The organism is Streptomyces sp. NPDC048590 (genome assembly GCF_043199535.1).
GTDB lineage: Bacteria > Actinomycetota > Actinomycetes > Streptomycetales > Streptomycetaceae > Streptomyces.
Genome location: NZ_JBICWC010000001.1, coordinates 438,352 through 462,495, shown reverse-complemented (window position 1 = coordinate 462,495; position 24,144 = coordinate 438,352). Strand labels below are relative to the sequence as shown.

The 24,144-nt window shown below is 73.2% G+C and carries 16 protein-coding genes; 11 read left to right on the top strand and 5 right to left on the bottom strand.

From position 1 onward, the window contains the following. Positions 1-140: 140 nt before the first annotated feature. The 11 genes from ACGFNN_RS01925 (at position 141) to ACGFNN_RS01875 (ending at position 18,792) form a co-directional block, all read left to right on the top strand. Positions 141-1,529 (top strand): hypothetical protein, encoded by a 1,389-nt coding sequence (locus ACGFNN_RS01925; protein ID WP_393551948.1) that lies wholly within the window; start codon positions 141-143, stop codon positions 1,527-1,529. A gap of 11 nt (positions 1,530-1,540) precedes the next feature. Continuing rightward, positions 1,541-2,575 (top strand): glutamate ABC transporter substrate-binding protein, encoded by a 1,035-nt coding sequence (locus ACGFNN_RS01920; protein ID WP_393551947.1) that lies wholly within the window; start codon positions 1,541-1,543, stop codon positions 2,573-2,575. 44 nt (positions 2,576-2,619) lie between these two features. Continuing rightward, positions 2,620-3,954, top strand: a complete 1,335-nt coding sequence (locus tag ACGFNN_RS01915; protein WP_393551945.1) for a hypothetical protein — start codon at positions 2,620-2,622, stop codon at positions 3,952-3,954. Beyond that, the gene (locus ACGFNN_RS01910; protein ID WP_393551944.1) at positions 3,951-6,656 is read left to right on the top strand and encodes a tetratricopeptide repeat protein; all 2,706 of its coding nucleotides are present in this window, start codon (positions 3,951-3,953) and stop codon (positions 6,654-6,656) included. The genes ACGFNN_RS01915 and ACGFNN_RS01910 overlap by 4 nt, the downstream gene beginning before the upstream one ends. Positions 6,657-6,658: 2 nt before the next feature. After that, on the top strand, positions 6,659-8,017 hold the full coding sequence (locus ACGFNN_RS01905) for a PP2C family serine/threonine-protein phosphatase (RefSeq protein WP_393551942.1): 1,359 nt from the start codon (positions 6,659-6,661) through the stop codon (positions 8,015-8,017). A gap of 258 nt (positions 8,018-8,275) precedes the next feature. Beyond that, entirely contained in the window at positions 8,276-9,625 is a 1,350-nt protein-coding gene (locus ACGFNN_RS01900) for a VWA domain-containing protein (RefSeq protein ID WP_393551940.1), read from the top strand. Between the two features lie 110 nt (positions 9,626-9,735). After that, the gene (locus ACGFNN_RS01895) at positions 9,736-11,121 is read left to right on the top strand and encodes an FHA domain-containing protein (RefSeq protein WP_393551938.1); all 1,386 of its coding nucleotides are present in this window, start codon (positions 9,736-9,738) and stop codon (positions 11,119-11,121) included. Positions 11,122-11,195: 74 nt separating this feature from the next. Further along, entirely contained in the window at positions 11,196-11,600 is a 405-nt protein-coding gene (locus ACGFNN_RS01890; protein ID WP_362669352.1) for a globin, read from the top strand. A 157-nt stretch (positions 11,601-11,757) separates the two neighbouring features. Continuing rightward, positions 11,758-15,066, top strand: coding sequence for an FtsX-like permease family protein (locus tag ACGFNN_RS01885; protein ID WP_393551936.1), 3,309 nt, complete (start codon positions 11,758-11,760; stop codon positions 15,064-15,066). Position 15,067: 1 nt separating this feature from the next. Next, entirely contained in the window at positions 15,068-17,839 is a 2,772-nt protein-coding gene (locus ACGFNN_RS01880) for an ABC transporter permease (protein WP_393551934.1), read from the top strand. Further along, positions 17,836-18,792 (top strand): ABC transporter ATP-binding protein, encoded by a 957-nt coding sequence (locus ACGFNN_RS01875; RefSeq protein ID WP_393551932.1) that lies wholly within the window; start codon positions 17,836-17,838, stop codon positions 18,790-18,792. Before ACGFNN_RS01880 ends, ACGFNN_RS01875 begins: the two co-directional genes overlap by 4 nt. A gap of 96 nt (positions 18,793-18,888) precedes the next feature. Here ACGFNN_RS01875 and ACGFNN_RS01870 read toward each other — a convergent pair whose 3' ends face one another. The 5 genes from ACGFNN_RS01870 to ACGFNN_RS01850 all read right to left on the bottom strand — a co-directional run bounded on the left by ACGFNN_RS01870 (position 18,889) and on the right by ACGFNN_RS01850 (position 24,128). Then, positions 18,889-19,587, bottom strand: coding sequence for a hypothetical protein (locus ACGFNN_RS01870; protein WP_393551930.1), 699 nt, complete (start codon positions 19,585-19,587; stop codon positions 18,889-18,891). Beyond that, positions 19,584-20,009, bottom strand: a complete 426-nt coding sequence (locus ACGFNN_RS01865) for a thioesterase family protein (protein ID WP_362549642.1) — start codon at positions 20,007-20,009, stop codon at positions 19,584-19,586. The genes ACGFNN_RS01870 and ACGFNN_RS01865 overlap by 4 nt, the downstream gene beginning before the upstream one ends. Positions 20,010-20,014: 5 nt before the next feature. Next, positions 20,015-21,679 (bottom strand): energy-dependent translational throttle protein EttA, encoded by a 1,665-nt coding sequence (gene ettA, locus ACGFNN_RS01860; protein ID WP_362549639.1) that lies wholly within the window; start codon positions 21,677-21,679, stop codon positions 20,015-20,017. A 329-nt stretch (positions 21,680-22,008) separates the two neighbouring features. After that, the gene (locus ACGFNN_RS01855) at positions 22,009-23,373 is read right to left on the bottom strand and encodes an LAETG motif-containing sortase-dependent surface protein (RefSeq protein WP_393552887.1); all 1,365 of its coding nucleotides are present in this window, start codon (positions 23,371-23,373) and stop codon (positions 22,009-22,011) included. A 329-nt stretch (positions 23,374-23,702) separates the two neighbouring features. Continuing rightward, positions 23,703-24,128, bottom strand: coding sequence for a single-stranded DNA-binding protein (locus tag ACGFNN_RS01850; protein WP_393551928.1), 426 nt, complete (start codon positions 24,126-24,128; stop codon positions 23,703-23,705). Positions 24,129-24,144 lie beyond the last annotated feature (16 nt).

The following is a 24,144-nucleotide window of genomic DNA, read 5'->3' as shown; positions in this document are numbered from 1 at the left end:
TGTTCATCATGGGGAGATCGATCCGACGCGTGATCCGGGTATTCCTGGTGAATGCCGGTCCCTGCGGCCATACTTCTGGCCGGGCACCAGTCCCCCGGCCGGGGGCCGGTGCCGCCGTCGGTGACCGAGGGGGAGGTCGAGTGACACACGCGCCGAGCGGAGCCGCGCCGCCTGGGCCCGGACCGGGCGAGACGTCCCCGCACGCCACCGTGCCCCCGCAGCGCGGCGGTCCCGGCTCCGCGGCGGTGGCGCGTCTGCGCTCCGCGGCGACGACGGAGCCCGGCAGACTCCGCATCGCCGGCGCCGTACTGGCCCTGCTGGTCGTCGTGTTCGGCGCGGTGACGTTCCTGGAGGTCTCCGCGCGCGCCTCGTCCGCCGACGCGGTGGTGGAACGCAGCCAGCCGCTGAGCGCCGACGCGGCGAGCATCTACCGCTCGCTGGCCGACGCGGACACCATGGCGGCGAGCGGGTTCCTCGCGGGGGCGCAGGAACCCGAGGACGTGCACCGGAAGTACGAGGCGGACATCAAGGAGGCCTCACGGCTCCTGGTGAGGGCGGCGGGAAGCACGGACGCCTCCTCCTCGTCCCACGAGGAGATCACCACCCTGGGGGAGCTGCTCCCCGAGTACACCGGGCTGATCGAGCGTGCCAGGGCGAACAACCGGCAGGGTCTGCCGCTCGGCGGCGCCTACCTCCGGTACGCCAACCAGAAGATGACGGACGAACTCCTGCCCGCGGCGGAGCGGTTGTACGCGGCGGAGACCGGCAGGCTCGCCACGGACTCGGCCGACGCGCGGCGTTGGCCCTTCCTCTCGCTGACCACGGGACTGCTGGCGCTGGCCGTGCTGCTGTGGATGCAGCGGCGCAACTACCGCAGGACGAACCGCGTCCTCAACCAGGGGCTGCTGGCGGCGACGGCGGCGGCCGTCGTGGTCCTGCTCTGGCTCACGGTGGGACACACGGTGGCCAGGACCGAGCTTCGCGGTGCGATGGTGCACGGACAGCAGTCGCTGGACGTCCTCAACAAGGCGCGGATCGACTCCCTGAAGGCACGGGCGAACGAGAACCTCACGCTGGTGGCCAGGGGCGCGGTCCTCACCGAGGACGGCACGGACAAGTACGAGACCGACTACGGCACGGGCATGAAGGCCCTGGGCGCCCAGCTCGAGACCGCGAAGCGGCTGGCGGGTGACGACAGCACGGGGAGCAGGCCCGTCGAGGACGCCCTCGGCAGTGTGTCCGAGTGGCAGGAGCGCCACCGGAAGGCCAGGACGACGGACGACCGGGGCGAGTACGAGAACGCTCTGAAGCAGATCATCGGGCCGAAGGACACCACGGGCGAGTCCTTCGAGCAGGTCGACGACGCGCTGGAGCAGGCCCTCGCCCATGAGCAGAGTGAGTTCGACGTGGCGGCCGGGGACGGGCGCGGGGCGCTGGGCGGGCTGCCCGCAGGGGCGGCCGTACTCGCCGCGCTGGGGGCCCTCGCCGCGATCGCCGGGGTCAACCGCAGGCTCTCGGAGTACCGGTGAGGGGACGAGCGATGACCAGGGGGACGGACCGGACCGCGCGGAGCAGGCTCCGCGGCTGGGGTGGGGTCACGGGCATGGCGGTGGCGTGTGCGGTCACCGCCTCGCTCACACTGCTTCCGCTGGCCCACGGGGACGGCGGTTACGGCGGCGGGCCCTCGGGCCGGGGAGCGACGTCGGCGGAGCCCGCCAGTACCGCGGCGTGCGAGGACCCGGAGGCGAGCGTGCCGGCGTCGTCCGGGGGCGGCCCGAGCATCGACAGGATCAAGGAACGCGGAAAGCTGATAGCCGGTGTCGACCAGAACAGTTACCAGTGGGGCTACCGGAATCCGGAGACCCGGACCCTGGAGGGGTTCGACATCGATCTGGTCCGGGCCATCGCGCAGGACATCCTCGGCGACCCGGACGCGGTGATCTTCCGCGCCATACCGACCAACCAGCGCATCTCGGCACTGGAGAACGACAAGGTCGACGTGGTCGTCCGGACGATGACCATCAACTGCCAGCGCGCCGGCCAGGTCGCCTTCTCCACGGCCTACTTCCAGGCCGGCCAGCAGGTGCTGGCTCCGAAGGACTCCGAAATCGACGGCTACGACGAGTCGTTGAAGGGCAAGCGGGTCTGCACGGCGGAGGGATCGACGGCGTACGACGCCCTGAAGGCGAAGTCCTTCGGCGCGGTCTTCGAGGACGAGCACGAGGACACCGACCAGGACCGGGACCAGCTGACCGTGCCCAACCAGCTGGACTGCCTGGTGCGGCTCCAGCTCGGCGAGGTCGACGCCGTGGTCACCGACAACGCCCTGGCGGCCGGTCAGGCGGCCCAGGACCCGGCGGTGGAGCTCAAGGGCGACGGCCCCTTCACCACCGAGTACTACGGCGTCGCGGCCAAGCTCGGCGCCGACGACCTGGTGGCGCGGGTCAACCACGTGCTGGTCGGCTACCGCCAGGGCGGGGAGAACAGCCCCTGGATGAAGTCGTACCGCACGTGGCTGGAGGAGGGGCTGCCCGGCGTGGAAGGGCCCCCGGCTCCGAAGTACCGCAGCAACTGAACCTGTCCGGGCCCTGGTCCGGAGGACGAACGGAGAGGTGATCGATGGGCGTGGCGGGATCCTTTCCCGGCTTCGCGGGGAGGCCCACCGGCCCGGTCATGGACCGGGACGAGGCGGACCGTGCGCTTGCCCGGCTCGCGGCGGAGCACGAGGCCGTCGAGACCTCGCTCCTCGCCCTGCAGGACCACGCGGGCCGACGGCTCCTGGAGGGCGCCGACCTCACCGGGGTGACCGAGCGGCGCTGGGCCGCCGCCGAGCAGTCGATCACCCTGCTGTGGGAGTACTTCGACGCCTACACGGGGGCGCTGGCTCGCGCGCGGGAGATCCGTGCCGCACGACGCAACCCGGGCAGGGACGACCTGGCGGCCCTGACCGAGGTGCTGCGCGGGGACAGCGTGACCGTGGGGAACCGGGCAGCGGTCAGCCCGCAGGCGGCCACCGGTGGCCCGGCCAGGCTCTCCGAGCGCTTCACCCTGGAGGAGCTCGTCGCCCGTATGAACGACCTGTACGCGGGTTCGCTGGACATGGTCGTCGCCGCCGACTCCGTCTGGTCGGCGCTGCCCGCCCGCATAGACCTGCTCGCCGCGGAGCTCCGCCGTACCCGTTCGCTGGCGCACTCCGTCGGGGTGCGGCCCGGGGAGCACCCGGCCGGGGACGACCTGGAGTCCATCACCGAGGAGCTGACCACGCTCCGGGTGCAGGTGATCTCCGACCCGCTCGCCTTCTGGCTGCCCGGGCCCGGCAGCGCGGCGCCCGGCGGCGGTCGCCCCGACACCGCGCGCTACGACCGTGCCGCACGGGCCCTGGAGGACGTACGCCGGGAGATCGAGGCGGTCCTGGCGGTCCGCCAGGACGCGGAGCAGCGCCTGGTGCAGCTGCGGGACGTGCTCTCCCGCGCGGACCGCACCCTCTCGGAGGCGCGCTCGGCCCGTGGTGAGGTGCTGGCGAAGATCGCGGCGTCGGAGGTCCCGGCGGTCAGCGGCCCGCCGACCGCGCTCCAGGAGCGGCTGGCGGCCGCCTCCGAGTACCGGCGGCACGCGCAGTGGAACCGTCTCTCCCCGCTGCTGGACTCGCTGGAGCGGGAGGCGGAGGACGAACTCCTGCGCGCCCGCGACTCACTGACGTCCGTCACGGCCCCGCTCGCGGTCCGTGCGGAGCTGCGGGGCCGGCTGGACGCCTACCGTGCGAAGGTGACCAGGCACGGTCTGGCGGAGGACCCGCTGCTCGTCGAGCGGTACGACGCGGCCCGCCGGATGCTGTGGAGCGCCCCGTGCGATCTGCGGGTCGCCGAGCAGGCGGTGCTGCGCTACCAGCGGGCCGCCACGGACCTGCTGGCTCCACCGACGGGCGGGCACGACGGACAGGGGGAGACATCGTGAGTACGCAGTGCCAGCGCCCCACGTGCGAGGGGACCTACGAGGACGTGGGGGGCGGGGAGCTCTACTGCGACACCTGCGGTCTCGCTCCGGTCGTCTCCCCGACGGGCATGGTGAGTTCGCCGCCGACGGGTATCGCCGGCGGCGGTGCCGCCCGGGGCGGCGCGAGCGCCTCCCAGCGCTCGGGCTCGCAGGCGTCCGGCCGTGCCTCGTCCCGCTCCTCGACGTCCCGGCGTTCGGTCTCGGGCCGGCTCTCACGCTCCCTTTCGGGGCGCGCCACCTCCCGTTCGGTCTCGGTGCGCTCCTCGGGCGCCTCCACCGGTACCGCGTCGGGGCGGGGCCGGCTGGGGGTGGGGCTCGTGCTCGTCCCGGGCGTCCCGCGCCCCGACCCGCGCTCCGCGGTGATGAGCGATCCGGAGGTCCCCGAGCGGAAGCGGTTCTGCTCGCGTTCCGACTGCGGCGCGCCGGTGGGCCGGGCCCGGGGTGAACGGCCGGGCCGCACCGAGGGGTTCTGCACCAAGTGCGGTCACCCCTACTCCTTCGTCCCCAAGCTGCGCGCCGGTGACATCGTGCACGGCCAGTACGAGGTGGCGGGCTGCCTGGCGCACGGAGGGCTCGGCTGGGTCTACCTCGCGGTGGACAGGGCGGTCTCCGACCGCTGGGTGGTGCTCAAGGGCCTGCTGGACACCGGCGACCAGGACGCCATGGCGGCGGCCATCTCGGAGCGCCGCTTCCTGGCGGAGATCGAGCACTCCAACATCGTCCGCATCTACAACTTCGTCGAGCACCTGGACCAGCGCACCGGTTCGCTGGACGGCTACATCGTCATGGAGTACGTCGGCGGCAAGGCGCTCAAGGAGATCGCCAACGAGCGCAGGACGCCGGAGGGGAGGCGGGACCCGCTCCCCGTCGAACAGGCCTGCGCGTACGGGATCGAGGCGCTGGAGGCGCTGGGACACCTGCACAGCCGCAACCTGCTCTACTGCGACTTCAAGGTCGACAACGCCATCCAGACCGAGGACCAGCTCAAACTCATCGACATGGGCGCGGTGCGCAGGATGGACGACGACGAGTCGGCCATCTACGGCACCGTCGGGTACCAGGCGCCCGAGGTGGCCGAGACCGGCCCGTCCGTGGCGTCCGACCTCTACACCGTGGCACGGACGCTCGCGGTGCTGACGTTCGACTTCCAGGGGTACACCAACGTCTTCGTGGACTCGCTGCCCGATCCGGAGAACATCGAGGTGTTCCGCAGGTACGAGTCCTTCTACCGGCTTCTGGTGCGGGCGACCGACCCGGACCCGGCCCGCCGGTTCTCCTCGGCGGCCGAGATGGCCGAGCAGCTGACGGGTGTGCTGCGGGAGGTGGTCGCCCTGCAGACCGGCCGTCCGCGTCCCGCGCTCTCGACCCTGTTCAACACCGAGCTGCGCGTGACGGACACGGTGCTGTTCGCCGAGCTCACGGGCGATGTCTCGCGGCTCGGCGCGCGGAACGCCGGAACCCGGCGCCGTCGCGGGAGGGCGGTCGCAGCCCCCGCCCCGTCCGCCCCCGTGCTCCCGGCGCCGGTGCCCGGACCGGCCACCGCACGGGCCGTGGTGCCGGGCGCGGGTCCGGTCCACGCCCCCGACACCCACATCAGTGGCGGGGCGCCCGCAGCCGTCGCGGCGTACGCGCCGCCCCGGCCGGCCGTCCCCGCTCCCCGTGCCGCGGAGCCCGTACCGCCGCCGGGCGCGTACGCCCCGGCGGGTCCGCGGCTCGCACCCTTCGACGCCCGGGCGGCCTCGCTGGCCCTCCCGGTGCCCAGGGTCGACCCGAACGACCCCAACGCCGGTTTCCTGGCGGGCGTCATGGCCTCGGCACCCGCGGAGCTGGTGTCCGCGCTGCACTCCGTGCCGGCCGCCTCCCTGGAGACGAGGCTGCGGGAGCTGCGCGCCCGGCTGGAGATGGACGAACTCGACTCCGCAGCACGGACGCTGAGTGCGGTGGAGGCCCAGCACCCGGACGACTGGCGTGTCGTGTGGTACCGGGGCGTCGCCTCGCTGGTGACAGGCGACGACGAGAGCGCCGCGCTCTCCTTCGACGCGGTCTACGACGCGTTCCCGGGCGAGCCGGCTCCGAAGCTCGCCCTGGGCGTGTGCGCGGAGGTGCTGGGTCAGCTGGACAACGCCGCGGAGTACTACCGCCTGGTGTGGGAGACCGATCCGGGCTTCGTCAGTGCGGCGTTCGGCCTGGCACGGGTGCAGTTGGCCGCCGGCGACCGGGCGGCGGCGGTGCGCACCCTGGAGTCCGTGCCGGAGTCGTCGATCCACTACACGGCTGCCCGGGTCGCCGCGGTACGGGCCAGACTCCGGGAACGCGCCCCGCACGAGCCGCTGTTCGACGATCTGTCGGCCGCCGCGGACCAGGTGACCGCGCTCCAGGACTACGGGCTGGACGCGGTGAGACGTGAGCGGTTGTCGGCCGAGGTACTGGGTACGGCGCTCGACTGGGTACTCTCCGGTAGTCCCACGGGCCGGCCTTCCGCTCCGCCCTCCCCCGCCCTCACGGGCCCGAGGACGGTGCTGGGCAGCGAGCTGGACGAGCGGGGCCTCAGGTTCGGTCTCGAACGCTCGTACCGGATACTCGCCCGGCTCGCGCAGCGGGGCGACGAGAGGATCGAACTGGTGGAGCGGGCCAACCGTTTCCGCCCCCGGACCTGGGTGTGAAGATGTCACAGATCCACCAGAAGGCCTCCCTGCCGGGGTGCCCGAGCTGCGAAGAGCCGCTGGAGTCGGGCGACCTGTTCTGCGGGGCGTGCGGATACGACCTCTCGGCCGTACCGGCTCCTCCGGGTGACCGTCCCACGGTCGCCGTCACGGTGCCCGCGCGGCGTGCCCCCGAGGCGCCCGCCGCCGGGGTGGAGTGGCCGGCCGCGTCCGTGACGGACAGTTCCGACCGGTCGGCGCCGACGCACAGGCCGGCCGACCTGCCGGGTGTCGACTCGGGTGGCAGGCCGCTGCCCACCGGGGAGCCGGCCGTCCGTCACGACGAGCCGGGCGGTGCGCCGGTGCCGGCCGGTGCGGGCGGCACCTCGGGGGACTTCGAACTGGCCGCACCCGACCCTCGTACGACGGAGCACGCGTCGGCGGGTGCCCCGGTGACCGGTGCCAAGGTCTGTGTGGCCTGCCGCTCGGGCCAGGTGGACTCCGACGGCTACTGCGAGAACTGCGGCCACGCCCAGCCGCGCGAGCGCGACCACATGGAGCAGGAGCTCGGTTCGGTGGCCGCGGTGAGCGACCGCGGTCTGCGCCACCACCGCAATGAGGACTCCTTCGCCGTGTCGTCGACCGCCCTGCCGGACGGCTCGCCCGCGGTCGTCGCCATCGTGTGCGACGGCGTCTCCTCGGCGAGCCGCCCCGACGAGGCGTCGGCCGCCGCGGCGGGCGCCGCCAACGAGGCACTGCTGGAGTCGCTGCCGCGTGGGACGCATCCGCAACAGGCCATGCACGACGCCATCCTGGCGGCGTCCGAGGCCGTAAACGCGCTGGCCCAGGAGCCGGGCAGGGCGCTGGAGCACGATCAGCACCGCCAGGAGAACGCCCCGGCCTGCACCCTGGTCGGCGCGATCGCGGCGGGCGGCCTGCTCGTCGTCGGCTGGGTCGGCGACAGTCGTGCCTACTGGGTTCCCGAGGACCGTTCGCAGCCACCGGCCCGGCTGACGGAGGACGACTCCTGGGCGGCGCAGATGGTCGCGGCCGGCCTGATGAGCGAGGCGGAGGCCTACGCCGACGAGCGCGCCCACGCGATCACGGGGTGGCTCGGCGCCGACGCCTACGAACTGGAGCCGCACACCGCGTCCTTCAAACCGGACCGGCCCGGCCTGGTGGTGGTCTGCACCGACGGCCTGTGGAACTACGCGGAAGCGGCCGGTGAGATGGCCGCGGTCGTACCCCCCGACGCGCACCGAAGGCCTCTGCACGGCGCCCAGGTGCTCGTGGGGCATGCGCTCGACGGCGGGGGCCACGACAACGTAACAGTGGCGCTGCTGCCGTTCGCCGTGGCGGCGCGAGGGGCAGGATCGGCCTGAGCCGCGCTCCGCCGGCCGGTCTCCGGCCGGCGGTCCGGCCTGCCCGGCGCCCGTTCGTCCTTCGCCTCCTCCACCTCACGCCGACCCGGACCCCTCGTCCCGCATCCGCCCCGTGCCCACGGAATCGTCCCGCTTCCGCCCCTCGCCCGCCGCCACGGGCTCCTCGTCCCGCCCCGAACCCGTCCGCCCGTCCCACCGGATCCGTCTGTCCTCGCCGGGCAGAACCGGACCCAGGTGGAGCCTCAAGGAGCCGATCAGATGGCCAACTTCTCCAAGTCGACCGTGCCTCAGTTCTCCGTCGAGGTGTACCAGAACGCCTACCTGCCCGAGGGCGGCCGGGACGTCAACGCGATCGTGACGGTCACGTCCACCGGCGGGGGCACGACCGGCGGTGTGCCACTCGCCGACGGCGTTCCGGTGCCGGGGCGGGCGGCGGACGCGGCCGTGGTGCTCATGGTCGACTGCTCGGGTTCGATGGACCACCCCCCGACGAAGATGCGCAACGCCCGTGAGGCGACGGCGGCCGCCATCGAGACCTTGCGGGACGGCACCCGTTTCGCCGTGGTCGCCGGGACGCATGTGGCCGAGGACGTCTATCCCGGCGGCGGGCGGCTGGCCGTCGCCGACGCCCGTACGAGGACCGAGGCCAAGGAGGCCCTGCGCCGGCTCGCCGCCGGAGGCGGTACGGCGATCGGCACATGGCTGCGGCTGGCCGGCCGGCTGCTCGCGGCGTCCGAGGCGGACATCCGGCACGGCATCCTCCTGACCGACGGCCGCAACGAGCACGAGTCACCGGAGGATCTGCGGGCCGCCCTGGACGACTGCGCGGGACGGTTCACCTGTGACGCGCGTGGCGTGGGCACCGACTGGGAGGTGAAGGAGGTCACGGGGATCGCCTCGGCCCTGCTCGGCACGGCCGACATAGTCGCCGATCCGGCGGGACTGGCCGCGGACTTCACGCGGATGATGGAGAACGCGATGGGCAAGGAGGTCGCGGACGTGGCGCTGCGCCTCTGGACCCCGGTCGGTGTCGAGATCGGCTTCGTGAAGCAGGTGGCGCCCACGGTCGCGGACCTGACAGGACGGCGTACGCAGGCCGGTCCACGTGCCGGGGACTACCCGACGGGATCGTGGGGCGACGAGTCCAGGGACTACCACGTGTGCGTGAGGGTTCCGGAGGCCGGGATCGGCCAGGAGATGCTGGCGGCGCGGGTCTCGCTGATCCTTCCGCCCGTTTCGGAAGGGGAAGCTCCGCAGACGCTCTCGCAGGGCCTGGTGCGGGCTGTCTGGACGGACGACATGGCGGCGTCCACCGTCATGAATCCGCAGGTGGCGCACTACACGGGGCAGGCGGAGCTGGCACAGGTCATCCAGCAGGGCCTGGATGCCCGCAAATCGGGAGATCTCGACGGAGCGACGGCGAAACTCGGCCGTGCGGTGCAGCTCGCGTCGGCTTCCGGAAACGCGGATACTGCGAAACTGCTTTCGAAGGTGGTCGACGTCGTCGACGCGGCGACCGGTACTGTGCGACTGAAAGCCAGGGTCGCGGAAGCGGACGAGATGACGCTCGAAACGCGCTCGACCAAGACAGTTCGTGTCAAGAAATAGCGGGACGAACGACAACGACACAGCCGTACGGAGGCCTCCCGGCCGTCCGGACGGCGCGCCGACGAGCATGACGGCCTCCGGGCCGGACGAGGAGAGGGGGAAGCGCCGACATGCCGACCTGCCCGAACGGACACCAGTCGGGTTCCGAGGACTGGTGCGAGGTCTGCGGACACCGCATGGCCGGGACGACCGCGCCCGCGGGCGCGGTCCCGCCGCCGCCTCCACCGCCGCCCGCCTCCGGATACGGCTACCCGCAGGGGCCCGGTTCCGGACAGCCGACCGCCCAGGCCGAGCTCTGCCCGCAGTGCCGCACCCCGCGTGAGGCGATGGCGCCGTTCTGCGAGGAGTGCCGCTGGAACTTCCTCACGAACACCGCCACCTCCTACACCCCGATCGCTCCTCGGGGCGGCCCGGGCGGTCCCGGTCCCGGGCTGAATCTGCCGCCCGGCTTCCAGGCCCAGCAGGGCCCGCCCCCGCAGCAGCAGCGCGATCCGTTCGAGTACCAGGGCTCGCGGCCCTCGCAGGTCAACAGGCCGGCCGAGCCGCTCTCCCCGGAGCAGGACGGCCGCCCCGGTCCGCCGCCCCCGCCGTCCTTCCAGCAGGGCCCGCCGCCTCCGCCGCCGGCGTTCCAGCAGCAGTCGCCGTCCCCGTTCGAGCCGCAGGGCCGGCCGGGTGGACAGACACCCGGCCCTCAGGGGCCGGGGCAGGGCGGCCCGCCCTCGATGTTCGACCCGCAGGGCCGGCCCGGTCAGCCGGGCCCCGGTCAGCAGGTCCCGGGCCAGCCGGGACCGGCGCAGCCGCAGCCCGGACCGGGACAGCCCGGCGGCCGTCCGTCGGTCTTCGAGCCGCAGCACCAGGGCGGCCCGCCGCCTCCGCCGGCGTTCCAGCAGCAGTCCGCGCCGCCCGCTCCCCCGCAGCCGCACGCACCGCGGCCCGGTGGGGACGACGACTGGATGCTGCCTCCGCCCTCCCGGCAGGAACAGCCTTCGCAGGGCTTCCCGCAGGGTCCGCAGGCGCCCGGGGCCCCGCAGCCCCTGCAGCAGCAGTTCCCCGGCCAGGGCCCCGTCCAGGAGTCGCGGGACCAGGGACCGGGCAGCTGGCAGGCGGTGATCGCACCGGACCGCGACTACTTCATGGCGATGATGCAGCGCAGCGGTCCCGAGGCGACCGGGCTCAACCTGCCCGCGTACTCCCCGGAGCAGCGCCTGCCGCTCACCGGCAGCCAGGTCACCATCGGCCGGAAGCGGCACAGCACGGGTGAGTCCCCGGACATCGACCTGGCCGTTCCGCCGGAGGACCCGGGCGTCTCGCACCAGCACGCCGTGCTGGTGCAGCAGCCGGACGGCAGCTGGGCCGTGGTCGACCAGAACTCCACCAACGGCACCACCCTCAACGGTGCCGAGGACCCCATCCAGCCCTACGTGCCCGTCCCGCTGCAGGACGGCGACCGGGTTCACGTGGGTGCCTGGACGACGATCACGGTCCGCCGCGACTGATCCACCGCGCGCTCACCGAGGGCCGGGGTCCTAGGACCCCGGCCCTCGGTCGTCGCGTCTGCGACGATGGACGGGTGACTGAGATTCCGCGCGACACGCTGCAGGAGCAGACCTTCTACGAGCAGGTCGGCGGCGAGGAGACCTTCCGGCGCCTGGTGCACCGCTTCTACCAGGGCGTCGCCGGCGACCCTCTGCTGCGGCCCATGTATCCGGAGGCGGACCTCGGGCCGGCGGAGGAGCGCTTCGCGCTGTTCCTCATGCAGTACTGGGGTGGTCCGCGTACCTACAGCGATCAGCGTGGGCATCCGCGGCTGAGGATGCGGCACGCGCCGTTCCAGGTGGACCGGGCGGCGCACGACGCCTGGCTCGGTCATATGCGGGTGGCGCTCGACGAGCTCGGCCTCCCTCCTGAGCAGGAACGCCAGTTGTGGGACTACCTCACGTACGCGGCCGCTTCCATGGTCAACACCGCGGGCTGAGACCCGTACGCAATCCGGTGCTCCGGGGTCGCTGAACGGTCACGATCGCGTCAAGGTCGGCCCGCAGGCGGTTTCCAGGAGCCCGTGTGCTCTGAAAGCATCTCCAGGACGCCGGGGGGCGTACGAGGCGTGAGGCTTTCCGGGTTCGGGGGATCGGGTGACGGGGTTCGTCCTTCTGCGGGTGCGCGCGCACCGGCTCCTGCTCGCGGCCGCCCTCCTGGCGGTGCTGCTCACCACCTGTGTACTGGCGGCGCTGACGGCGTTCTCCGGCTCGATGGGCGACGCCGCCCTGCGGCACACACTGACCGGGCGCTCCGCCGCGGACGCCTCCCTCCTGGTGACGGCCGACGTGGAGCGCGAGGAGCTCGCCGACGCGGATGCCGTGGTGCACCGGACCGCGCGGGCCACCTTCGACGGGCTGCCGGTCACCGTACGGAAGCTGGAGAGTTCTGGCTCCTACGCGCTGCCGCGTGACCGGGGGTCCGCCGGGCGGCGCGAGGAACCCGACCTGACGCACCTGGCCTCGCTCGACCGGAGCCGGGTGCGCCTCGTCGAGGGCCGGATGCCGGCCGCGGGTGCCGACGGTCCGAAGGGGCCCGTGGAAGTGGCACTGCCCCGTGCGGCCGCCGACGCGCTGAAGCTGCGGCCGGGGTCCCGCGTCACCCTCACCGACCGTCTGAAGGACGCGCCCCTGCCGGTCGAGATCACGGGTGTGTACGAACCCCGCGACCTGACCGATCCGTACTGGCTGCTGGACCCGCTCGGCGGGCGGGGCGTCCGCACGGTCGTCTTCACCACGTACGGTCCGCTGCTGGCCGACCCGTCGGTGCTGCACTCCGGCAGGCTGAGCCCGGGCCAGGCGGCCTGGCAGGCCGGCGCCGACTTCCGCACGGTGACGACCGGGAGGGTTGAGGCGCTGCGCCGGGCGGCGACGGACGGGCCGAGGGCGCTCTCCGGCCACTTCGGGGACGGGGCCACCGTACGGATCTCGCTGCCGACCGTCATCGACCAGATCCAGCGGGCGCTGCTGGTGTCCCGCTCCACCGTCATGATCGTCGCCGTCCAGCTCGTCGTGCTCTCCGGATACGCGCTGCTGCTCGTCGCCGGGCTGCTGAGCACCGAGCGTGCGGGCGAGACCGGTCTGCTGCGGGCCCGTGGGGCGTCGCGGGGCAGGATCGCCGGTCTGGCCGGCGTCGAGGCCCTGCTGCTGGCGTTGCCCGCCGTCCTCGTCGCCCCCTTGCTCGCGGGTCCGCTGACGCGGCTGCTCGCCGCCCGGAGCGAGCTCGGCCGGATCGGGCTGCGGCTCGACGGCGGGGCGGACGGGTCGGTGTGGCTGGTGGCGGGCGGCGTCGCGCTGGCGTGCGCGGCCGCCGTGGTCGCGCCTGCCCTGGCCACGGGGGCGGGCGGCCGACGGGGCTCCCGTGCCTCGGCGCTGCCCTCCTCCGTGCGGGCGGGCGCCGACATCGCTCTGCTGCTGATCGCGGGGGTCGCGTACTGGCAGCTGGACCGGCAGACCGGCTCCTCGGGCACCGGTGCGCTCAGCGGCGACCGGCAGGGCGAGCTGGGTGTCGATCCCCTGCTGGTGGCCGCCCCCGCCCTGGCCCTGCTCGCGGGCACGGTGCTGACCCTCCGTCTGCTCCCGCCCGCCGCCAGGCTCGCCGAGCGGCGTGCGGCGGGCGGCAAGGGGCTGGCGGCGGCGCTGGCGGGCTGGCAGTTCAGCCGTCGCCCGCTGCGCGGGGCGGGCCCGGTGCTGCTGCTGGTCCTGTCGGTCGCCATGGGGATGCTGGCGATCGGTCAGAGCGCCTCCTGGGAGCGTTCGCAGCGGGACCAGGCGGACTTCAGATCGGGCGCGTCGATACGCGTGGTGGGCGTCGGCCAGGCGGATGCCCCCGCCTACTCCGGTCTGCCCGGGGTCGAGGGGGCGGCGCCCGCCTACCGGACCACGACCGACCTGTCGGGCGGCCGTACCGCCGAGGTGCTGGCCCTGGACACGGCGCACGCGGACGAGCGGATGCTGATGCGCGAGGACCTCGCGGGCACCGCACCGCGGAAGGTGTTCGAGGCGACAGCGCCTCCCCGGACCGCCAGGACCGGTGTGCCGCTGCCCCGGGGCAGCGAGCGGGCCCTGCTTGATCTACGGATCCGCGACACCGCGGCGCCGGGCGGAAGGTCCCCGTCCGGGGCTACGGCGTTGATCAGTGTGCTGCTGGAGGACCGTTACGGCATCGGCTACCGGGTCGGGGCGGGAACGGTCCCCGTCGACGGACGCGCGCACACCCTGTCCTTCCCCGTGTCGGCGGCCGGTGAGCCCGCGGTGACCGGCTTCGAGGTCGACAGCGACGTCCCCGAGGGCAGCGCCGAGACCCGTCTGGTCTCCGTGAGCGGGCTCAGGGCCCTCACCGAGGGGGGAGAGGAGCGGCCCGCGGCCGCCTCGGACGGAGTGCGCTGGCAGGCGGGAGCGACCATGGCGGCCGCGGGGGACGAACAGGCCGCGGGGACACCCCGGGCGGTGACGTCGTCCGGTGCGTCTCCGGCATACCGCTACGAGACGGGGCACACCCCCTCCGGCGGCGGCTACCAGGGCGACCCGGTCAGCACGCTGCGGGTCACCTCGGTCCGTCCGGCGGCACCCGCCCTGAACGCCGTGGCGACCGACGCCTATCTGAAGTACGCGGGGGCGGAGATCGGCCAGGAGACCGACCTCACGCTCGGTGGCAACACGGTCCGGGTGAAGCTCGTGAAGTCGGTGCGGCAACTGCCCACGACCGGCACCGGCGCCGCCTCCGGCCCGTCGGGCGGGGCTCCCTCGGACCCGTCGGTGCGGCCGGGCGGCGGCCTGCTGCTCGATCTGCGGGCGCTGTCGGAGGTGCTCGCCCACCGCTCCGGGGCCGCTCTCGCGCCCACGGAGTGGTGGCTGAGCACGGCGCCGGGGAAGAGCGCGGAGGTCGCGTCCCGGCTGCGCGCCCTGCCCGGCACCGACCCCGCGCAGGTCCTGGTCCGCGACGAGGTGGCCCGGGATCTCGCGGACGACCCGCTGGGGGCGGGCCCCCGGGCCGCGCTGCCGGCGGTCGCCGCGGTGGCCGCCGCGCTTGCGGCGGTCGGCTTCGCCGTGGGCCTGGTGGGCTCGCGGCGTGAACGGGCCGCCGAATTCGCCGTGCTGCGTGCTCTCGGCGCCCCCCGTCGCGGACTCGCCCGGATGATGGCGGCCGAACAGGGTGTGCTGATCACCCTGGCCCTGCTGATCGGTCTGGCCCTCGGGGCGGTGCTCACCAGGGCGGTCGTACCGCTCGTGGTGCTGACCGGGCAGGCCACCAGGCCGGTGCCCGACGTGCTGGTGCTGCTTCCGGCCGGGCAGGTGGCGGTCCTGCTGGCAGCGGTGGTGGCGCTGCCATTGGTGTTCGTCGCCGCGATCACTCTGCGCCGCGCCGACCCCGCGGTGTCACTGCGCCACCAGGGGGACAACTGACATGAGATCCGCCAAGTCCCCCGCTGCGAGCGCCCCCTGGGTCCGTACGAGGCTGCGCACCGCCCCCGGTGTCTTCGCCGCCCTGGCGGTCCTGGTGTTCCTGACCGCCTTCCTCGCCGCCGCGTTCCCGCGTTCCGTGGACGCCTACGAGACCAGGGCGCTGCGGCACGACATCGCGACCGCCCCACCGGGCCGGAGCGTCCTGGAGATCGCGGCGCCGCCGCCCCCGCTCGGGCAGCCGCCGTCGGTCCGCGAGCGCGCGATGCGTGAGGACTCCCTGGCGTCGGCCGAGGGGGCCCTGATCGGGGCGCTCCCGGATCCCGTGCGCGCCGACCCGGCGCGCTCCTCGTACGGGGCGCACACCACGAAGCCGCTCGCCGCGGAGGAGGACTGGCTGCCCCGCCCCGACGCGCTCCCGGCCCGGCTGACCTACGCCGCCCCGTCGGCGCTTCCCGCGCACAGCACCCTGACGTCGGGCCGCTGGCCGGTGGCACGGTCCACGGTCACCATGGACAGCCGCGAGGTGGAGGCGGCCGTCACCGAGGACACCGCCAGGGACCTGCGGATGAAGCCGGGCTCGGCGATCGCGGTCCCCACCCAGTCCGGCGATCCGCTCACCGTGCGTGTCACCGGCATCGTCGCCCCGCTGCGCCCGGAGAGCGGCTACTGGGCGGTCGACCCGCTGTTGCGGGCACCGTCCCTGGTCCGGGACCCGGCGTCCCGGACACCCGTCTCCTACTGGCGGGCCACCCTGCTCCTGGCTCCGGACGCGGGCCCGGCTCTGCTCGCCACCACCGGTGAGCCGGAGCTGTTCTGGCGTCTGGCTCCGGACACCTCGGGGCTGACCGCGGCGGACGTCGCGGCTCTGGCGACCGGGGTCGCGGCGGCGGAGAACGGCCCGGGACTGCTGAAACTGCGTGACGTCGCCGGGCCGAACGCGGCGCTCACCACGGATCTGGACGCCATCCTCGACTCCTGGTCGGGGATGCGCGCCGCGATCGGCCCGGTGGTCACGGTCGCCGCGGTCGGCGTCGGCGCGGTGGCCGCCGTGGTCCTGCTGATGACCTGTGGGCTGATCGGTGCCCGCCGTCACCAGGAGCTCGCGCTCCTGCGCTCACGCGGGGGTTCGCTGCCGGGCATCGGCGGGCGGCTTCTCGCCGAGACCGCCGTGGCCGTGGTGCCCGCGGCGGCGCTCGCGCTGCCGGCCGCGGTGCTGCTCGTCGGAGAGGCCCGCCTCCTGCCCTCGGTTCTGGGCGCGGCGGGGGTCGCGGTGCTCGTCTGCGTCGTGCTGCCGCTGCACACGGCGCTGAACCACCGCCGGCCGCTGCTGCACGGCGCCCGCGAGGACGTGGTCGCCGCCAGGCCGAGCCGTCGCCGCACGGTGGCGGAGCTGACCCTGCTCGTCCTGGCGGTCGGCGCGGTCGTGGCGCTGCGCAGGAGGGGCACGTCCTCGGGCTCGGGTGCCGACCTTCTGGTCAGCGCCGCTCCCGTGCTGACCGGGCTCATCGCGGCGCTGGTGCTCGTACGCCTCTATCCGCTGCCGCTGCGGCTGGCGGCCCGCCCCGTGGCCCGGCTGCGCGGGGCGGTCGGCTTCCTGTCGCTGGCCCGCGCCGGCCGGGCCTCGTCGAGCGGCACCCTGCCGCTGCTCGCCCTGCTGGTCGCGCTGACCACGGCGGCGTTCGGCGGTTCGGTCCTCGCGGGCGTGGCCGACGCCCGTGACGAGGCCGCGTTGCGGGCGGTGGGCGCGGATGCCCGGATCAGCGGGGAGGGCGGGCAGGCCGGATTCACCGGTGACGCGGTCCGGCGGGTGCGCGCGGTGGCGGGAGCCGAGGACGTCGCGCCGGTACACATCGAGTACGCGGTCCCGCTCGCCTCCGCGGTGGAGGCCGGGCCGGACACGAAGCGCGCGACGCTCATGGGTGTCGCGCCGGACACCTACGCGCGGCTGGCCCGCTCCACGGGTCTGCCGCCCTTCCCGTCGGCCGCGTTGAAGGACGCGCCGGGGCGCGGCGGTGTCCTTCCCGCGGTGGTCTCCCCCGCGCTCGCCGAGCGGCTGGGCACCGGGCCGCACACCGTGGCCTCCGGGTCGGGGGACATCAGGGTCCGGGTCGCCGCCGTGCTCCCCCGCACCGCCGCCGTGACCGACGCGGAGTTCCTGATCGTCGACGCCGCAAGGCTCGCCGAAGGCGGGCCCACGACGCTGCTGGTCACCGGTTCCTCGCTCGACGCCCGGCAGTTGCGGGCGGCGGCGCACGAGGCGGGGCCCGGATTCGAGGTGCGGCTGCGGTCCGAGGAACGCGAGCGGTTCGTGGACACCCCGATGCAGTCGGGGGCCGAGCGGATCTACGGGGCGGCGGTCGCGGCGGGTGGAGGCTTCGCCCTGCTCGCCGTGGGCCTGTCGCTGCTGCGGACCGCCCCGGAGCGCGGCACACTCCTGGCCCGGCTGCGCACCATGGGTCTCACCACCCGGCAGGGCCGGCGGCTGCTCGTCATGGAGGCCCTGCCGCAGGCGCTGCTGGCCGCGCTCGGGGGGATCCTCGTCGGCTGGGCGACCATCGCCCTGCTGGCACCCGGCATCGACCTGGGCGCGCTGGCCCTGGCCGGCGCCGACCTCGCCGTCCCGCAGACCGCGTCGCTCCGGGCCGACGCACCCTCGCTGGCGCTCCCGGCGGCTGGCGTGGTCGTCCTCACCGCGGCGGTGGCAGGCGTCCAGGCCTGGTGGGCGGGCCGCCGCGGATCCATCAAGGAACTCAGGGCAGGAGACACCCGGTGACATCGTCGACAGAGACCACCCTGGCCGAGCTGGAGCAGCGGGCCGCGGCACGCCGCGACCGGCCGTCCTACGGTCACGACGCCCTGATCGCGTGCGACCGCCTGGTGCGCGTCTTCTCCATGGACGGCGTGGAGGTCCAGGCGCTCCAGGGCCTCGATCTACTGGTCACCAAGGGCGAGTTGATGGCTCTGGTCGGCGCGTCCGGCAGCGGGAAGTCGACCCTGATGAACATCCTGGCCGGCCTGGACGTCCCGACCGCCGGCTCGGCGAAGGTGGCGGGCTGCGACCTGCTGGCCATGGGCCAGAAGGAACGGCTGCGTTACCGTCGCGACGTCGTCGGGTTCGTCTGGCAGCAGACCTCCCGGAATCTGCTGTCCTATCTGACGGCCGTGCAGAACATCACGCTGCCGATGCAGTTGCGCGGCGGGCTGCGGAACCGCGAACGGGCGGCCCGGGCCGAGTCGTTGCTGACGATGCTGGACGTCGCCGACTGCCGTGACCGGCGCCCCGCCCAGATGTCCGGCGGTCAGCAGCAGCGAGTGGCGATCGCGGTCGCCCTGGCCAACAATCCGTCGGTGCTGCTCGCCGACGAACCGACCGGTGAGCTGGACTCCGTGACGGGCGAGCAGGTGTTCGCCGCCTTCCGCCGTGCCAACGAGGAGCTCGGCACCACGATCGTCATCGTCACGCACGACCAGGCGGTCGCCCAGGAGGTCCGCCGTACGGTCGCGATCCGCGACGGCCGCACGTCCTCCGAGGTGCTGCGCCGCACCGAGGTGGACGCCGCCACGGGCCAGGAGTCCCAGGTGGCGCGTGAGTACGCGATGCTCGACCGGGCGGGTCGGCTGCAGCTGCCGGCCGAGTACACGGAGGCGCTGGGCATGGAGCACCGGGTGGTGCTGGAGCTCGAACAGGACCACATCGGGGTGTGGCCGGACACCCCGGAGAAGTAGCGGCCCGGCGCCTCCGCCCGGCGGCCGCCGGGCGGAAGGCACGAGGCGTCCCAGGGCACAAGGGACTGCGACCGTCAGGGCCGGCGCGCGCAGGGCTCAGGCTGTCCCGACCGTCACGGCCAGCGTGCCGAGGCCCCCGCCCGCGGTGCCCCGCAGCGCCACCGATCCGTAGGGCGTACGCAGCCGCAGCCAGGATCCGGCGGCCAGGAGCGCGACGGGGAAGCCGGGCGCCGAGCGCAGGAAGCCGAGGGACTGGGCGGCGTGCACCGCTCGCAGCGGAAGCTCGGTGTCCCCCACCGTCCGGGACCAGATGTCGCGGCCGATCCGGTCGCGCTCCGCCCTGGTTCGCCGGTCCTCCGGGAGGGCGGCGTCACGGGTACGGAACTCGGCCACGGCCGCGGTGAGTTCGTCCCTCAGGTCCAGGGGCCCGGGAAGCCCGGGGCGTTCTTGCCACCCGCCGCGCGGGGGAAGCATCCCGGCCCAGGGCGGACCGGTGACCGGCGTGGGGAGCGCGCGCACCCCGGGTGCCGCCCCGGCCCCGTCCGTTTCCAGCGCTTCGAGGAGCTCACCGGCCGAGACCGTGATGTCGAAGTCGTGGACCGCGGACAGCCTGACCGTACGGATCGCGAGGACCTCGAAGGACGGCGGCCGTCCGAAGACGGCCAGCGCCCCGCCGCCCGCCTGGAGACGGACGGCGGCGGCCCGGTCGTAGTGCAGGAGCCGTCCGAGGAAGGCGGCGAGATCCGCCGCCTCCCCCGTGTCGGCGAACTCCGCCGACCGCACTGGCACGGTCATGCGGCAGCGGGCTCCTGGTCGTCGAGGTACTCCTGGAGGAAGAGCTTCTCCTCGGCGGTGATCCGCCGGGGCCGCTCCTCCGCCAGGTTGTAGGGCACGACGACCGTCGACGCCCGTACGTAGACCTGCTCGGGGTCCTTGACCTCGTAGGCGATCGTCAGCGACGCCGCGGTGATCTTCGTGACCCAGGACTCGATGGTCACCGGCTTGTGCCGGTGGACCAGCGGGCGCACGTAGTCGATCTCGTGGCGGGCCACCACTGAGCCGCCCGAGAAGGACGGCGAGCCGTCCCCCGGCGCCAGCCGGAACATGAAGTCGATGCGCGCCTCCTCCAGGTAGCGGAGGAAGACCACGTTGTTCACGTGGCCGAAGGCATCCATGTCCGACCAGCGCAGCGGGCAGTCGTAGATGTGACGGGCCAAGTCGATCAGCCTCGCGTGAGCTTCTTGTACGTGGCGCGGTGCGGGCGTGCCGCGTCCGCACCGAGGCGCTCGATCTTGTTCTTCTCGTACGACTCGAAGTTGCCCTCGAACCAGTACCACTTGGAGTCGCCCTCGTACGCCAGGATGTGCGTGGCGACCCGGTCCAGGAACCAGCGGTCGTGGGAGATGACCACGGCCGCACCCGGGAACTCCAGGAGTGCGTTCTCGAGCGAGGACAGGGTCTCGACGTCGAGGTCGTTGGTGGGCTCGTCGAGGAGCAGCAGGTTGCCGCCCTCCTTGAGCGTCAGCGCCAGGTTGAGGCGGTTGCGCTCACCACCGGAGAGGACACCGGCCGGCTTCTGCTGGTCCGGGCCCTTGAAGCCGAACGCGGAGACGTACGCCCGCGAGGGCATCTCGACCTGGCCGACGTTGATGTAGTCCAGCTCGTCCGAGACGACCGCCCAGAGGGTCTTCTTGGGGTCGATGTTGGCGCGGGACTGGTCGACGTAGGAGATCTTGACCGTGTCACCGATCTTGACCGAACCGCTGTCCGGCGTCTCCAGGCCCTGGATCATCTTGAACAGCGTGGTCTTGCCCGCGCCGTTCGGACCGATGACGCCGACGATGCCGTTACGGGGCAGCGTGAACGACAGGTCGTCGATGAGGACCTTGTCGCCGAAGGCCTTCGAGAGGTGCTCGACCTCGACGACGATGGAACCGAGCCGCGGGCCCGGCGGGATCTGGATCTCCTCGAAGTCCAGCTTCCGCATCTTGTCGGCCTCGGCCGCCATCTCCTCGTACCGGGCGAGACGGGCCTTGGACTTGGTCTGGCGGCCCTTGGCGTTCGACCGCACCCACTCGAGCTCTTCCTTGAGCCGCTTCTGGCGCTTCTCGTCCTTGCGGCCCTCGACCTTGAGGCGGGCGGCCTTCTTGTCGAGGTAGGTGGAGTAGTTGCCCTCGTAGGGGATCGCGCGGCCGCGGTCGAGCTCGAGGATCCACTCGGCGACGTTGTTCAGGAAGTACCGGTCGTGGGTGACGGCGACGACGGCACCCGCGTACTTCGAGAGGTGCTGCTCCAGCCAGTTCACCGACTCGGCGTCGAGGTGGTTGGTCGGCTCGTCGAGGAGGAGCAGGTCCGGGGCCTCGATCAGGAGCTTGCAGAGCGCCACGCGGCGCTTCTCGCCACCGGAGAGGTTGGTGACCGGCCAGTCGCCGGGCGGGCAGCCCAGGGCGTCCATGGCCTGCTCGAGCTGGGCGTCCAGGTCCCACGCGTTGGCGTGGTCCAGGTCCTCCTGGAGCTTGCCCATCTCCTCCATCAGCGCGTCGGAGTAGTCCGTCGCCATGAGCTCGGCGACCTCGTTGAAGCGCTTGAGCTTGCCCATGATCTCGGCGGCGCCGTCCTGGACGTTCTCGAGGACGGTCTTGTTCTCGTCGAGCTCCGGCTCCTGCATGAGGATGCCGACGCTGAAGCCGGGCGACAGGAACGCGTCGCCGTTGGACGGCTGCTCGAGGCCCGCCATGATCTTCAGCACCGTGGACTTACCGGCGCCGTTGGGCCCCACGACACCGATCTTCGCGCCGGGCAGGAAGTTCAGGGTGACGTCGTCGAGAATCACCTTGTCGCCGTGCGCCTTGCGCGCCTTGCGCATGGTGTAGATGAACTCAGCCAAGAGAAACCGTCCGGCAGCAATAGAGGTGTGGGCAGATACACCCATCTTGCCTGACGCCGGTGCCCGGAAGGAAACCAGTCCGCCCCCCGGTACGGTCCCCGCACGTCGGGAGCCCACAGCCACGGCCCGTCCGAGCGAGCCCGGAGCGGGGGGACACGTACACACGCACGGGGCGCGCGTTGCCGGGACTGCCCATGACCGGGGCGGGCGCCCGGCCGGCGGCCGAACGGCGGGGGCCGTGCGCACGAGTCCCCCGGAACGCGAGACGCCCGGCACGGATGTCAGTGCCGGGCGTCTCACCGGTGCGCGCCTTCCGCACCTGTGGTCACTCACTCACCGCTGGTCTGCGGCTTCTTCCGGCGGAGCAGGAAGACCGCGCCGCCACCGAGGACGACGAGGGCGATGGCGACACCCGCGATCACGGGGGTGGCGCTGGAACCGCCGGTCTCGGCGAGGTCGCCCTCACCGCCGGTGGTGCCGGTCTGGGCGGGGGTGGGCTGGGCACCACTCTGGGTCGTGGTGTCGTCACCCGGAGCCGGGGTGCCGGCGGTGGCGCAGTCCAGGACACCCTTGAAGTTCTTGCTGAACCCGTCCGGGCCGGTGATCGTGAAGTCGTACGGCTGGTCCTCGGCGACCGGGATCGTCACCGTACGGGTCTCGCCGGCGCCGATGGTGTGCTTGGTACCGGCCAGCTCGAAGGTGAAGGCCTCGTCACCCTCGTTGCTCGCCGTGATGTCGACGCCGCCCTTGGAGCAGTTCTTCTCAGCGGTGAGCGCGGGGACCGGGCCCTTGTCGGCCCAGGTGGCGCTCGCCGACGCGGTGACCGTGGACTCGCTGGAGCCGGCGAGGATCATCGTCTGGCTCTTGGTGAGACCGGCGAAGACCCGGCCGACCGGCACGGAAGTGTTCGCCTGGACCGTCAGCGAGGCGGAGCCGTCGGCCGCGCCCTCGGGGATGTCGAAGTAGAGGCCGGTGCCGTCGGTGGCCTCGGTGACGGGCTTGCCGTCCTTGTCGGTGACCTTGACCCCGCCGGCGGCGGCGTCGGCGGGCGGCGTCACGGAGACCTGGCCGGCGTCGGTGCGGACGGTGACCGGGCCGACCCGCTCACCGGCCTTGCCGGAGACCGCCGCGGGTTCGAGGGCCACGGAGGCCTTCGGCTCCGCGAGGCTCTGAGCGGACTTCTCGAGCCAGTCGGCCAGCTTCTCGGCGTGCTCGTCCTTGGCCTCGACCTCGGCCTTGTCGGAGAAGCGCCAGATGGCGACCTGGGTGCCCGCGGCCGCGGTCTTCGCGGTCAGCGGTCCGCTGCCGGCCTCACCGGCGAGGGCCGCGAGGTCGTCGACCTGGGGGTAGGAGTGCTGCAGGATCCAGCGGATCTTGCCGGCGTTCTCGTTGGCCCCGAGCGAGGTCTGGTCCCAGGGCGTCTCCAGGTACTTCGCCCGCTCCTGGGTGGGGTTGTGGATGTCGATGCAGTACGTCTTCAGCTGACCGCCGCCGTCGACGTCGAGCTCGAACAGACCGGCCGGCAGCTCCTTGGTCTTGCCACCGTCGTGGAGAACGGCGCTGTCCCACGTCTTCAGGCCGTCCAGCACGGCGGTCGCCCCGCCCTGGTGCTGGCCTGCCTCGTCCGCCGGGGCGGCCGTCGCCGCCGTGGCTCCGACGAGGGTTCCCGCTGCCACGAGGCCCGCGGCGAGCATCGCCGCGGCCGCGCGGACGAGACCGTGGCCCCGTCGCGTCCCACTCTGCTCCTGATACCGCCTGCTCCCGCTCCGGCTCCCTATGGAGCCCTCCGTCGCCGCTGTCGACGACGAAGTGGATGCTGAAGACACAGAAAACACAGAATTCCCCTCCGGGCGAGGCCTTCACGCTTGGGTTGCGTGTGGGAGGTGCCTCGCCAGCAAACTCAAGTGCCGCATGAGTACGGGGGAATCGTATGGAGCGGGCGTACAGGAATCCCCTGTCATACCGTCCGACAACCATTCCGACTCGTAATCGTTATCGCGTCGTTCGGCGCGCCCCCTCCCTGTCAGGACACCGATGCCATTTCCGTGGCCGGTTTCTGACGTTGCGTAGGCGCTGTGAGCGAGGGGTCGGCTCGGGCGACCCTCCGGAAGGCGGCCGTCCCCCTCGTCAGGTCATGGCCCACCGCCATGGCCTCGATGTCGACGTAGGTCCTCCACACTCCGTCCCGCTCCTCCTCGCGCACCTTGAGGCGGCCGTGCACGACCAGCGGTTCCCCGACGGAGACCGATCCGGTGAGGTTCGCCGCGAGCGTCCTGCGCGCCCACACCGTGTAGAAACCGGTGCGGCCGTCCGTCCAGGTCCGCTGCTCCCGGTCCCACCGCCGGGGTGTCACCGCCAGACGGAACCTCGCCGTCGCCCCTGTCGCCGTCTCCCGGAAGTCCACCGCCGTCGCGGCGTTTCCCACCAGCGTGACCACTGTTTCGTTCATTTCCCGTCCCCCGATT